At 69.3% G+C, this 12,166-nt stretch carries 11 protein-coding genes; all 11 read right to left on the bottom strand.

Annotated elements, in window-relative coordinates:
• Positions 1–47 precede the first annotated feature (47 nt).
• The 11 genes from BLV57_RS37580 to BLV57_RS37530 all read right to left on the bottom strand — a co-directional run bounded on the left by BLV57_RS37580 (position 48) and on the right by BLV57_RS37530 (position 12,055).
• A complete protein-coding gene (locus BLV57_RS37580; protein WP_091298036.1) occupies positions 48–815 on the bottom strand; it encodes a DeoR/GlpR family DNA-binding transcription regulator in 768 nt (255 codons plus the stop codon).
• 29 nt (positions 816–844) lie between these two features.
• Positions 845–2,680 (bottom strand): DUF5107 domain-containing protein, encoded by a 1,836-nt coding sequence (locus BLV57_RS37575; protein WP_091298034.1) that lies wholly within the window; start codon positions 2,678–2,680, stop codon positions 845–847.
• The gene (locus BLV57_RS37570; protein ID WP_091298032.1) at positions 2,677–3,741 is read right to left on the bottom strand and encodes an ABC transporter ATP-binding protein; all 1,065 of its coding nucleotides are present in this window, start codon (positions 3,739–3,741) and stop codon (positions 2,677–2,679) included. Before BLV57_RS37570 ends, BLV57_RS37575 begins: the two co-directional genes overlap by 4 nt.
• 8 nt (positions 3,742–3,749) lie before the next feature.
• Positions 3,750–4,679, bottom strand: a complete 930-nt coding sequence (locus BLV57_RS37565; RefSeq protein ID WP_091298030.1) for a carbohydrate ABC transporter permease — start codon at positions 4,677–4,679, stop codon at positions 3,750–3,752.
• Between the two features lie 19 nt (positions 4,680–4,698).
• A complete protein-coding gene (locus BLV57_RS37560; RefSeq protein WP_091298028.1) occupies positions 4,699–5,619 on the bottom strand; it encodes a carbohydrate ABC transporter permease in 921 nt (306 codons plus the stop codon).
• On the bottom strand, positions 5,616–7,016 hold the full coding sequence (locus tag BLV57_RS37555) for an ABC transporter substrate-binding protein (RefSeq protein WP_245757671.1): 1,401 nt from the start codon (positions 7,014–7,016) through the stop codon (positions 5,616–5,618). The genes BLV57_RS37560 and BLV57_RS37555 overlap by 4 nt, the downstream gene beginning before the upstream one ends.
• A gap of 34 nt (positions 7,017–7,050) precedes the next feature.
• Positions 7,051–7,890 carry a class II fructose-bisphosphate aldolase gene (locus tag BLV57_RS37550; RefSeq protein WP_091298026.1) on the bottom strand — a complete coding sequence of 280 codons (840 nt, stop codon included), beginning with the start codon at positions 7,888–7,890 and terminating at the stop codon, positions 7,051–7,053.
• Between the two features lie 10 nt (positions 7,891–7,900).
• Positions 7,901–8,782 carry a 1-phosphofructokinase family hexose kinase gene (locus tag BLV57_RS37545; protein ID WP_091298023.1) on the bottom strand — a complete coding sequence of 294 codons (882 nt, stop codon included), beginning with the start codon at positions 8,780–8,782 and terminating at the stop codon, positions 7,901–7,903.
• A complete protein-coding gene (locus BLV57_RS37540) occupies positions 8,779–9,663 on the bottom strand; it encodes an ROK family protein (protein WP_091298021.1) in 885 nt (294 codons plus the stop codon). Before BLV57_RS37540 ends, BLV57_RS37545 begins: the two co-directional genes overlap by 4 nt.
• A 1-nt stretch (position 9,664) precedes the next feature.
• Entirely contained in the window at positions 9,665–10,546 is an 882-nt protein-coding gene (locus tag BLV57_RS37535) for an SIS domain-containing protein (protein WP_091298019.1), read from the bottom strand.
• A gap of 927 nt (positions 10,547–11,473) precedes the next feature.
• Positions 11,474–12,055, bottom strand: a complete 582-nt coding sequence (locus tag BLV57_RS37530; RefSeq protein WP_091298016.1) for a TetR/AcrR family transcriptional regulator — start codon at positions 12,053–12,055, stop codon at positions 11,474–11,476.
• Positions 12,056–12,166 lie beyond the last annotated feature (111 nt).

The following is a 12,166-nucleotide window of genomic DNA, read 5'->3' as shown; positions in this document are numbered from 1 at the left end:
GGCTAGGCCGGTTAGAACCGGTCAGAACACTCACGACCCCAAGTGCTTTAGGCGACCAGGACCTCGATGCCCGCCGCTTCGAACGCGGCCAGGGTTTCGGGGTCCGCGTCCGTATCGGTGACCAGGGTGTGCACGCGCTGCGGAAGGCAGATGCGGGCGAAGGCGCGGCGGCCGAGCTTGGAGCCATCGGCGACCGCCACGACGCGTTCGGCGCGCTCGACCATGAGCTGGTTGATGCTGGCCTCGCCCTCGTGGTGGGCGAACGCGCCCGCCTCGGGATCGAAGGCGTCGACGCCGAGGAAGAGCAGGCTGATCGTGAGCTCGCCGAGCACCTTGGTGGCCAGCGGGCCGCTGAGCTCGAAGGACTGGGGACGCGCCACGCCGCCGGTGACCACGATCTTGACGTGCGGCCGGACCGCGAGTTCGTGCGCGATGTTCAACGCGTTCGTGACCACGGTCAACGCGGACAGGTCGGAGCGCAGCGAAAGCGCGCGGGCGACGCCTGCGGTCGTGGTGCCGCCGTTGAGGCCGACGACCATGCCGGGCGTCACGAGCGCGGCCGCGGCGGCGCTGATGCGCTGCTTTTCCGGGACGTGGCGGGCCGTCTTGTAGCGCAGCGGGAGATCGTAGGCGAGGTCGTTGGCGACCGCGCCGCCGCGGGTGCGGGTGAGCAGCTGCTGTTCGGCGAGGTGATCGAGGTCGCGCCGGATGGTCGCGGCCGAGACGTCCAGCTCGGCCGCGATGTCCTCGACCTCGATCTTCTCCCGCTGCCCGAGCAGGTCCAGCAGGGTACTCAGCCGTTCGTGCCGGGCCATCAAGCGATACTCCTAGCGTGCCTCGGGGCTCACGAGCCCGTCATACGGAAATCGTAGCGCGACGGCAGTGTGGCTTCGGTCAACGCGGCCCAAGTGTCCGAAAGCGACGTTTCGCCCTCGCGGATGTTCGGGATCTCGAACCCGTCCTCGAAGATCGCCAACGCCCCCGCCCGATCGCCGAGCGCGAGCAGCGCGCGGGCGTGCAGAAGCCGGGCCCGGCCGGTAGTCAGTCCCTTCACCAGCGACACGACGCGCGCGGGATCGGCCTGCGCCTCCGCGGCCTCCAGTATCAACGGGACCAGCGACGGAGCGAGTTCCAGCGCCCGGTCGTACCAGCGGGGATCCGAAGAAGCGACCGCGAGATTGCGTAGTGCCCAAGGGTTCTCGGACGCTTCGACCGAAGCCTTCCACGCCGCGACGGCCTCGTCGTGCCGACCGGCGCGCCAGCGCGCGACCCCGCGTTGATACCAGGTCAGCCAGTTGTCCGGGGTGTGCTCGAGCAGGTCGGACCAATAGGCGTTGACCAGCGTCGGCGGGGGAGGAGTCAGCGGGTCACCGGTCAGCGGTTCACCGTCGAGCAAAGCGAGCCACGGCTCCTGGTCTGGACCAAGCGACTCGGCGGGGAACGGCGTGCCCGGCAGGTGCGCGATCATCCGCCGGGTCTCCAGCGCGCCCCAGCCGGAACCCTCGTGCAGCAACGGTCCCGGTTCGGCGTCGGCCACCTTCCGCCACGCCTCGAAGCACGACTCGATCGTCTCCTCGGACGGAAGCAGGCGAGCCACCGAGTCCACAGCGGACGTCCACTCCGTACTGTGCGCGGACTCGGCGGTCACCGGGCCGTAGGCCTCCAGCCAGTCCCAGGATTCGCCAGCGGGAAGCCGGAGATGCTCCAGCTGGGTGCGGGCCAGACCGGCTTGGATCTCGAGGTAACCGCCCGCGCCGGGCGCCAGCCACTCCTGCCAGCGCCGTCCGCCCGCCGACTCGCCCCAGACGAACAGCTTGCGTCCGCGCAGCCGGTCGGTCGACACCTGCGCGAGGCCCGAGCCATCGCCGTCGACGGCGGCGATCCACGGGCGCGAGTCCACCTCGAAGAAGTAGTCGGCGGCCGCGTCCGCGCGCGCCGGGTAGGTCAGGTCGCCGGGTACGTCGACCAGGTCGAGCCGCCCGGTGTAGCCGTAGTGCCACGCGCCGGTCGCCGGGGCGAGCACGCGGGTGTCCGGGGTCTGCGGCACGGCGATGTTCGACCACCAGTACACCGGGACCTCATGCGGATGCGGGTTGCGGATCCGCACGCCGACCAGCAGGAAGTCCGAGCCGTCCGGCAGGAAGAAGTCGAGTTGGTACGGCAGGTCGCGGGTGCGTTCCCACTCCCAGAGCCGCAGCACCGGCGTCCCGTCCGGACCGTCGACGCGCGCCGCGAACATAGGCGCGCAGGTCAGTGTCGTGTGACCGGTGGTGCCGAGGTTCCATTCGACGCCACCGGCGAACCACGCGTCACGCAACGCCAGGTTCGCGGGCTGGAACACCGGGTTGCGATACAGCAGCTCGCGCCCGGACGGTTTGTGGAACAGCGAGTACAGCCGCCCGCCCAGCGACGGCAGCACGGTCGCGCGCACGCGGTCGTTCTCCAGCACCAGCGCCGGTAACGACCGCTCCTCGCGCGAGCGCGTGTAGCCGTCCTGCAGATGGCAGGGGAGCACGGTGTCCAGCCGCCCGTACCGCAGGCCGTCCGCCATTTCGGCTGGCAGCTCGTCCACATTGGACACGGACTGTGGCGCGACCGGTTTCACCAGCGGTGGCAACGGGTTCTCCGCGCCGAGTTCGGCGGCGGGCAACCGCACTGAGGTCACATGCAGCTCGGTCATGGAAGCCGGTCACCCGTCGCCTGGTCGAACAGGTGCGCCGCGCCCGTCTTCGGAGCCAGCTCGATCTTCTCGCCGCGCTGCCACGGCGCCATGCCCGGCGTGCGGACCGTCAAGACCTGGCCGCCTGCGGTGCGGCAGTACAGGTACTGGTCGCTGCCGAGTTCCTCGATCACCTCGACGGTCGCGGTCAGCCCGGTGCCGCCGATTTCCCAGCCCTCCGGCCGGATGCCGACGACGATGCCGGGACCCGTCAACGCTGAGCGCTGCTCGGGCGTGAGCGGCAGCCACGAGGAGCCGACGATCGCGCCGTCGCTGTCCACTGTGGTCTCCAGCAGGTTCATCGCGGGTGAGCCGATGAACCCGGCGACGAACACGTTCACCGGGCGTGCGAACAGTCCGACCGGGGTGTCGCACTGCTGCAGGATGCCGTCCTTCAGCACCGCGACGCGGTCGCCCATGGTCATCGCCTCGACCTGGTCGTGTGTGACGTAGATCGTGGTGATGCCGAGCCGCCGTTGCAGTGACGCGATCTGCGTGCGGGTCTGCACCCGGAGCTTGGCGTCCAGATTGGACAGTGGCTCGTCCATCAGGAACACGCTCGGCTCGCGCACGATCGCCCGGCCCATCGCGACCCGCTGCCGCTGGCCACCGGAGAGCTTGGCGGGCTTGCGGTCGAGGTACTCGGTCAGATCGAGCACCTTGGCCGCCTCGCGGACGCGGCTTTCCCGTTCGGACTTGGCCATCTTCGCGATCTTGAGATGGAAGCCGATGTTCTCGCCGACCGTCATGTGCGGGTACAGCGCATAGTTCTGGAACACCATCGCGATGTCGCGGTCCTTCGGCGCCAGGTCGGTGACGTCGCGGTCGCCGATGTGGATGGTGCCGTCGTCGACGCCCTCCAGCCCGGCGAGCATCCGCAGCGTGGTCGACTTGCCGCAGCCGGACGGGCCGACCAGCACCAGGAACTCGCCGTCGGCGACTTCGAGGTCGAGCCCGTCCACCGCGGGCTTGGCGACCCCGGCGTAGAACCGCGTGGTGTCGCGGAAGGTCACGGTTGCCATGGGAGTTCCTACTTTCCGGCGCCGAGCGTCAGGCCGGTGATGATCCGGCGGGCGAGCACGAGGTAGAGCACGAGCATCGGGAGCACCACGATGGCGACACCGGCGATCAGGCCGCCGTATTCCGACTGGTAGCTCGCCGCCCCGTAGAAGGTGAACAGCGCACGCGAGAGCGTGAAGTGGGCCTGGTCGTGCAGGAAGACGATGCCCAGCAGGGTCTCGTTCCACAGCCCGATCGCGTTGAGCGTCAGCGCGGTGATCAAGCCGCCGCGTGCCAGCGGCAGCATCACCGAGAAGAACGTGCGCACCGGGGACGCGCCGTCGATCGCGGCGGCCTCCTCCAGCTCGTCCGGCAGCGAGCGGAAGAACCCGGTCAGCAGGAACACGGTGAACGGGATCGACAACGCCACGTACACCACGAACAACCCGTACTCGTTGTCCATGTGCAGCTTGGACAGCACCACGAACAGCGGGATGATCACCGTCTGGAACGGCACGCCCATGCCGATGGCGACGAAGTTCGTGATCCCGTTCGAGCCGCGTTTGCCGAGCCGCGTCAACGCGTACGCTGCCGGCGCCGACACCGCCACAGTCACCACAGTGGACAGTCCGACCAGGACTACCGTGGTGGTCACCGCGTCGCCGAAGCCCGCGTTGTTCCAGGCGTAGACGAAGTTCCGGAACGGCTTGCCCTGCTTGAACCATTGATACGGCAGGGCGAACGGCTTGGTGAAGATCTCCACCGGTGTCTTGAACGCCGCGGTGACCAGCCAGTACAGCACGAGCAGGTTGCCGGCGGTGAACAGCCAGACGATACCCGAGCCGAGCAGCCGCAACGGGCTCAGCTTGCGTGAGCCCGGCGCGGGTTTGGGCTTGCGTGGCACCTTGCGTGCCGGTTTCGGCGCGGTGCGCACCACCGGTGGGGTGTCCGTTATGGACATCGTTTCTCCCTCAGAGCCCTCAGAACTGGATCGCGTCACGGCGCATCAGCCGCCGCAGCAGCACCACGAGCAGCGAGACCAGCGCGATCATCGCGACCGCGCAGGCACAGGCCGCGCCGAAGTCCGGCGTCCCGTTGGACCCGAAGGTCCGGTCGAACACGTACACGCCGAGCGTCCACGCCTGGTTGGGCGGGGCGTAGGTGCCCGGCCCGGCCAGCACGAACACCAGCTCGAAGATCTTGAGCGCGTTGATCGTCCACAGCACCCCGGCCACACCGACCACGTCCCAGGTCATCGGCAGCGTGATGTTCCGGAACTTCTGCCACGGCGACGCGCCCGCGAGCGAGGCGTCCTCGTAGAGATACGGCGGGATCCGGTCGACCGCGGCCATCAGGATGGTGATGTAGAAGCCGGAGCTCGCCCAGATCAGCGACGCGGTCACCACACTGGTCACATTGGACGGTGCGAGGAACTTCGCCGCGTCGGCGCCGGCATGCTCGAGCAGGTAGTTCGCGAGGCCCTGTTTCCCCGGCTGGTACTTGAAGACGAAGCCGAGGAACATGCCGAGCGCGACCGGGGCGACGATGTTCGGGAAGAACAGGATCGCCCGCACCACCTTCCCGCCGCGCATGTCCCGCAGCACCATGGTGAACAGGAACGCCAGCGCGAACGTGCCGATGCCGCCCACGAAGACGTAGAAGAGCGTGTTCCGGAAGGCGTACTGGAACGAGTCGCTCTGCCACATCTGCGTGTAGTTCGTGACGCCGTTGGCCTGGGGCGTGTCGCCGGCGCCGGACCAGCTGGTGAAGCTGAGCACGACCGTGGCGATCGTCGGCAGCACGAGGAAGGCCAGGTAGAGCGCCAGCGCGGGGACGGCGAACGGCCAGAACAGCCGCCGTTTCCGCCGCGCGTGCGCCCCACCCATGGTCAGCGTCGTCATCGGCCTTGGCTCTTCCAGAACTCGGCGCCCTTGGCCGCGAGCTGCTCGACGAACTGCTGCGGCGTCAGCGTGCCCTTGAGCAGCGCGGTGTCGGCCGGGTCGAACACGTCGGTCTGCCACTTGCCGCCCGCGATGCCGTCGATGCCGTCGTACTGGAGCACGTGCTCCTTCTTCGGGTCGTCCATCGCGGCCTTGACCTGCTTCAGGTCGTCCGGCACGGCCAGGTCGGTGCGCGGCACGAGGTTGTCGGCGACCGCCGGGATCCCGGAGAGCAGGTCCTTGTTGAGGAAGTAGGCGATGAACGCCTTCGCCGCCTCGGCGTGCTTGGCCTGCTTCGGCACGGCGAAGCCGATCGACATCTGCTCGACCGTGTCGTGCGTGGCCTCCGGCGGCATCGGGAACTGGAACGAGCCGTAGGCGACCTTGGTGCCGGAGCCCTGCTTGTCGAGGTACTCGCGGGTCTCGCTGGGCGCCCAGGTGCCGACGTAGAGGTACTGCGAGTCACCGTCGGCCCAGCGCTGCTGGATCTGCGGGAACTTCGCCGCGTCCCAGCCGTCGATGAAGTACTTGGGCAGGCGCGCGGTCTGCGTCGCGGCCTTGAGGAAGCCGGGGTCGGTCAGCCAGGCCTGGCCGGTCTTGTCGGTCGCCGCCTTGTACAGGCCGCCCGAGCCGACGTACCGCTCGGCGAGCTGGGTGAAGAAGTACATGTTGTAGAACGGGATGTCCCCGTCCTGGCTGATCGCGGCCTTGCCGTCGGCCTTCGCCTTGTCGAACAGGCCGATCAGGTCGTCCATGGTCTTGGGCTCCTTGAAGTCCTTGACCCGGTCCTTGCCGTACCACCACGCGCTGGACTGCACGGTGTACGGGACCATGAAGTTGTGGCCGTCTTTGTCCTTGTTCTGCGGGAAGTCGTAGGAACTCGGCGTCAGTACATCCTTGACCGTCTTGTCGCCCTCGCCGACCTTCATGGCGAACACGTCGTCGACGCTCTGCGTGCCGCCGGGCGCCATGATGGCCGCGCCGACCTTGCTGACGTCCTGGTCGAACAGGTCGGGGACGGCGCCGGTGTTGAGCGCGGGCACCAGGTTCTGCGTGTACGCCTTGCGCCCCAGCCACTGGACGGTGACCTTGACGCCGGTCTTCTCCTCGAAGCACTTGAAGGCCTTCTGCAGGACCTTGCCCTGTGGCTCGTCGGCCGTCCACATCGCCCAGTAGGTGAACTCCTTGTCGGTGGCGGGTTTCGTGCCCGCCTCCGGACAGGGCGCGGAGAGGAACTGCTCGACACCGGGCAGCGCGTTCTCCCCGGTGCTGGGGGTTTCGGCCGCTCCGTCCCCGCAAGCGGTGAGGGAAAGCCCGAGCGCGGCCGTGGCCGTCATCGTGATGACCTTGCGTCGCATGGCAACCTGCCTTTGTCTTGTGTCGAGCATCTTGTCAACAACTCCGCTCAAGGACCGTGAGCAACCGCTGGACCTCGGCGGTGACAGCCTCGCGTCCGGCGCCGAGATAGCGGCGCGGGTCGACCCGGTCCGGGTGCGCCCGCCAGTCACCCGCGGCGGCCGCGGTGAACACCTTGTTCAGCTGGGTGGCGATATTGATCTTCGTCATCCCGGCGTGGACGGCGGCGGCGAGCCCGTCGTCCGGCACGCCGGAAGAACCGTGCAGTACCAAGGGAACCGGCACGCTGTCCCGCAGGCGCGCGATCAGCTCGACGTCGAGCGCCGCGTCCCGCGTGAGCATCGCGTGCGAACTGCCGACCGCGACCGCGAGCGCGTCCACGCCGGTGGCCGCGACGAATTCGGCGGCCTCGCCGGGGTCGGTGCGCGCGCCGGGTGCGTGCACGCCGTCCTTGCCGCCGACCTCGCCCAGCTCGGCTTCGACCCAGACCCCGGCGACGTGGCAGTACTCGGCGATCTCGCGGGTCGCTGCCACGTTGTCCGCGTAGTCCAGTGTGGACGCGTCGAACATGACCGAGCTGAAGCCGAGCTTGACCGCCTCGCGGACCAGATCCGGTGATTCGGCGTGATCGAGATGCACCGCGACGCCGATGTCCGCCTCGCGCGCGGCGGCCAGCGCCGCCTCGCCGACCGGGGCCAGCGCGCCGTGATAGCGCACCGCGTTCTGGCTCAGCTGCACGATCACGTCGGTCTTCGCGGCGGTCGCGCCCGCGATGATCGCGGTGATGTGCTCGAGCTGGATGGCGTTGAACGCCCCGCAGCCCCGGCCCCGCGCACGCGCGGCACCGACGATCTCGCCGGTGGACACCAGCGGCATGACGACTCCTTCAAGAGGGGTGAACGGAGACCAGGTCTCGTTCGCGGCGGAAGTAGGGGAGGTCGACGTCGCCAGCCAGCGCGCCGCGGACGGCGGCGGCGGACAACGCGACGGCGTCGCGGAGAATGCACGGCCACGAGTCACGCCTGAGCAGGCCGAGCGCGATCGCGGCGACGGCCGCGTCGCCCGCGCCGGTCGGATTCCCGGTCAGCACGGTGCTCGGGGTGGCGTGCCAGGTCCCGCTCGGGGAGACGGCGAGCATGCCGTCCTTGCCGAGCGAGACGACGACCGTGACCGCGCCTGCCTTGCGCAGTTCGGTGGCGGCCGACTCGGCGTCGGCCAGCCCGGTCACCTCGCGCAGCTCGTCGAGATTGGGCTTGACCACGGTGGGTTTCGCCTTGAGTCCGGCCAGTAGCGCGTCGCCCGAAGTGTCCAAGATCGACAGTCCACTGAGGAGCGACGCGTAGCCTTCCTGCGGACATCCCGGCGGCAGGCTGCCCGAGCAGACCAGCACGTCAGGGGCCTGGCCGTGGACAGTGCGGCCGAGCGTGGCCCACTCGGCCTCGGTGACCTCCGGGCCCGGCTCGTTGAGCAGGGTGGTGGTGTCGCCGAGCACGGTCGTGGTCCGGCGCGTCTCCCCGGCGATCGGCACCAGCTTGGCGGGGATGCCCGCCGCGGCGAGGTCGTCGGAGAACGCGTGGCCGGTGCGGCCGCCGATGGTGGCGATGGCGCGGACGTCGACACCGAGCGTGTGGAGCACGCGGGCGACGTTGACGCCCTTGCCGCCCGCGCGCTGCCGTACCGAGCGCACCCGGTGCGTCTCGCCCGGCTTGAGGCTGTCCACTGTGTACGTGACGTCGAGTGCGGCGTTCGGCGTCACGGTGACGATCATCGGGTCGCTCCCAGCGCGAGTAACCCGGCGCCGAGGCACCCGGCCTCATCGCCGAGTTCGGCCCGCCGCAGCTGCGGCTTCCGCTGGAAGGTGAGCTGGGTCTTGTCGTCGATCCGTTCCAGCAGGCCCGGTGCCTCGAACAGGCCGCCGCCGAACACGACGACCTCGGGCGCGAGCAGCGTGGCCAGCAGCCGGAGCGCGGCGGCGAGCGCGTCGACCGCTTCGGCGATGACCGCGTCGGCGTCCGGATCCCCTTGGCGGGCAAGGACTTCGCGGGCGCCGTCGACCGGGATGCCGGATCGCTCCGTGAAGCGTCGCGCGATCGCGGACGCCGAAGCGACCGCTTCGAGACAGCCGGTCGCGCCGCAACCGCAGGCGTCGTCGTGTCCGATGTCGACATGCCCGAGCTCGCCGGCGCGGCCGTCCGCCCGGTAGGGCCGCCCGGCGAGCAGTAAAGAGGCCGCGATCCCGGTGCCGACCGGGACGAAGGCGATGTCGCCGAAGCCCCGCGCGGCACCGAGCCGGTGCTCGGCGACGCCACCGGCGGTCACGTCGTGCCCGAACGCGACCGGCAGGTCCAGCCGCTCGGCGAGCAGGTCGGCCATCGGCACGTCGCGGAACCCGAGGTTGGCGGAGAACTTCGCCAGTCCGTTGTGGACGATCCCGGGCACGACGACACCGGCCTTGGCGATCGGACCGGCCGTTGCGCCGAGCTCGGTGATCATCGCGGCGGCCTGGTCGGCGACCGCGCTGCCGGGGTCCGCCCCTCGGGCGGTCGGCCGCCGGAGTTCGGCGACCCGCTTGAGGCCGTCGCCCACCGGCTCGTACACCGCGGCCTTGACCGTGGTGCCGCCGACGTCGACCGCCGCGACCCTGTTCATTTCAGCTCAGCACGACGGAGCGGGTGAGGCCCCGTGGCTGGTCGGGATCGAGACCCTTGCGCGCGGCGATCGCGCCCGCGACCCGTTGCGCCCGCACGAGATCGGCGAGCGGGTCCAGTCCACTTTCGACGAAGGTGCCACCGGCGCGGCGGACATCATCGGCCAGGCCATCGGGCGCGGCGCCGAACATCCAGGTCACCCGCCCGGGCTCGGCGATGCTGATCGGGCCGTGCCGGTAGTCCCACGCCGGGTACGACTCGGTCCAGAACAGGCACGCCTCGCGGAACTTCAGCGCGGCCTCGTGCGCGATGCCGACCGACCAGCCGGTGCCGAGAAAGCTGAACTGCTCGGCGGACAGCAGCTCCGGCGCGAGCGGCTCGGCGAGCACCTGCTCGGCCTGCTTCGCGACGGGTTCGATGTCCTCGCCGAGATGCGTGCGCAGCAACGCGAGCGCACTGGTCGCGAACCGCGTCTGCACGACCGAGCGCTCATCGGCCGCCGACAGGTCGACCACCGCGTCGGCGGTCCCGTCGACCTCGGCAGGCACCCCGGTGATCACGGTGGTCGGGCTGACCCCGCGCATCTTCGCCAGCAGCGACCGCACCTCGGTCGTGGTGCCGGAGCGGGTCAGCGCGATGACGTGGTCATACCGCCGCTGAAGCGGGAATTCCGACGCCGCGAACGCGTCGGTCGCGCCGTGTCCGGCCTGCTCACGCAGCACCGCGTAGGCCTGCCCGATGAACCACGACGTCCCGCACCCCGCGATCGCCACCCGTGCCCCCGGCTCGGGCAACAGCCCGGCGACGGAGCCGGCCAGCGTGGCCGCCTCGCGCCAGCAGTCCGGCTGGCTGGCGACCTCGGCCGCCATGTAAGTCCCGCTCATGTGCTCCCCATCAGTGCCCGGTCCTGCGCAATGACCACACCGTAGGTGCAAGTTCATGCAACGTCAATGCATGTTTCGAGCAACTTCGCGCATCAACTGTGCACACTGGCCGTGACGGGAAACGGCGCGAGCAGTCCGGTCCAGCGGGGCCCGGGCACCCGGAAGCGGTGGTCACGGTCAGCGCGAGGACCGCGGTGGTCACTGCTCGGCCGGATTGCTCGGCCAAGGCGAAGTGGCTGAGGGGTAAATGCGTCGTTCAACGCCTCGAATGCCCCTCAGTCAAGCTGCTTGTCTTGTTGGCCGAGGGGTCGTGAGTGTTCCGGCCGGCTAGAGTGAACCGGTCTTCGACGACCTACCCGTGACGTGGCCTTGGCTGGCGCGCATGGACGGGGCGTTTCCCACTCACCCGGCCGCGGTCTGGGTGACAAGGGGCGCCCTTGTCACCCAGAGCGTGACAAGGGCGCCCCTTGTCACGTGCCACGGTGGACGAGCCACGCGAGTGGAAGAATTTCTGCACCCAACGGAGCAAACCCTCCACTCGCACCGACACTCGGGCGACAGGTAGCCAAGTAGCGGTCCGCTAGAACCGGCCGGAACACTCACGACTGTCTTCGAGTGAGGCGTTGCCGTGCGAAACCCGAGTTTGGGCCATCCAGTGGCCCAAACTCGGGTTTCGCGAAGATCGACTTCCTCGAAAGTCGCCGGTCTTGCTGCGGCGCGCGTCCACAAAGGACGGAAAGCCCGCCGCTCTGCCCCTTGGGTCGTATTTGTCCTATTTCGCGTGGTCTCCGGAGGGAATGAGCGGGGCGTTTGCGTCGCTCAACGTTGTGAACGTGGCGTTCATGCGGATCGGGGCGGCCAGGGCGCGCGGGGGTCGTGAGTGTTTAGGCCGGTTAGAACCGGCCGGAACACTCACGACCCCAAGGGTCAGTCGCAGTGGCAGGTGCGGCGCAGGCCTTGCCAGAGGAGGTCGGCGAGCGCGGCCGCCTGGCCGCGCCAGTCGCCGGCCGGGTCCAGGTACAGCAGGCCGCCGAGGCCGCGCAGCACGGTCTCGGGGTCGAGGCCCGGCCGGACCGTGCCCGCGTCGACATTGGCTTGCAGCAGCGCGGAAATCGCGCCGATCATCGCTTCGAAACCCTTGGCGGGCAGTTCGCTGGGGGAGACGGCGGCCGTGCGCAGTGCGTTCGCCAGGCCGCGTTTGGTCATCATGTAGTGCGCCAGGTGGTCGGTCGTCCAGGCGCGGAAAGCCTCTTCCGGCGGATACTGCTCGAGTAGCGCGGGGACGACGTCGACCAGGTGGGTGACCTCGCGGCGGTAGACGGCCAGGATCAGCGCCTCGGGGGTGGGGAAGTGGCGGTAGACCGTGCCGACGCCGACTTCGGCGCTCTTGGCGATGGCGTTGAAGGAGAGCTCGTCGGATCTGACCAGTGACTCCGCGGCCGCGACGAGGATGCGCTCGTGGTTGCGGCGGGTGTCCGCGCGGCGGGGGCTGACCGATCCCGTCGTCATCTGCCCTCCTGGTCGTGTCATCGCAGCTGAATGTAGTGCAAGCTGGAGTTACTCCGGGGGTAACTTCGTTGCGGAGCGGATTCTATTCCGCTAGCCTCGAGTTTAAAGCGG

This window comes from Amycolatopsis xylanica, assembly GCF_900107045.1.
Taxonomy (GTDB): domain Bacteria; phylum Actinomycetota; class Actinomycetes; order Mycobacteriales; family Pseudonocardiaceae; genus Amycolatopsis; species Amycolatopsis xylanica.
The sequence above is the reverse complement of the archived record's forward strand: the minus strand, read 5'-3'. Positions and strand labels throughout refer to the sequence as shown.

Coding starts and splice junctions, on each gene's coding strand:
- BLV57_RS37580 (WP_091298036.1), bottom strand. CDS start 815: ATGGCCCGGCACGAACGGCTGAGTACCCTGCTGGACCTGCTCGGGCAG.
- BLV57_RS37575 (WP_091298034.1), bottom strand. CDS start 2,680: ATGACCGAGCTGCATGTGACCTCAGTGCGGTTGCCCGCCGCCGAACTC.
- BLV57_RS37570 (WP_091298032.1), bottom strand. CDS start 3,741: ATGGCAACCGTGACCTTCCGCGACACCACGCGGTTCTACGCCGGGGTC.
- BLV57_RS37565 (WP_091298030.1), bottom strand. CDS start 4,679: ATGTCCATAACGGACACCCCACCGGTGGTGCGCACCGCGCCGAAACCG.
- BLV57_RS37560 (WP_091298028.1), bottom strand. CDS start 5,619: ATGACGACGCTGACCATGGGTGGGGCGCACGCGCGGCGGAAACGGCGG.
- BLV57_RS37555 (WP_245757671.1), bottom strand. CDS start 7,016: ATGCGACGCAAGGTCATCACGATGACGGCCACGGCCGCGCTCGGGCTT.
- BLV57_RS37550 (WP_091298026.1), bottom strand. CDS start 7,890: ATGCCGCTGGTGTCCACCGGCGAGATCGTCGGTGCCGCGCGTGCGCGG.
- BLV57_RS37545 (WP_091298023.1), bottom strand. CDS start 8,782: ATGATCGTCACCGTGACGCCGAACGCCGCACTCGACGTCACGTACACA.
- BLV57_RS37540 (WP_091298021.1), bottom strand. CDS start 9,663: ATGAACAGGGTCGCGGCGGTCGACGTCGGCGGCACCACGGTCAAGGCC.
- BLV57_RS37535 (WP_091298019.1), bottom strand. CDS start 10,546: ATGAGCGGGACTTACATGGCGGCCGAGGTCGCCAGCCAGCCGGACTGC.
- BLV57_RS37530 (WP_091298016.1), bottom strand. CDS start 12,055: ATGACGACGGGATCGGTCAGCCCCCGCCGCGCGGACACCCGCCGCAAC.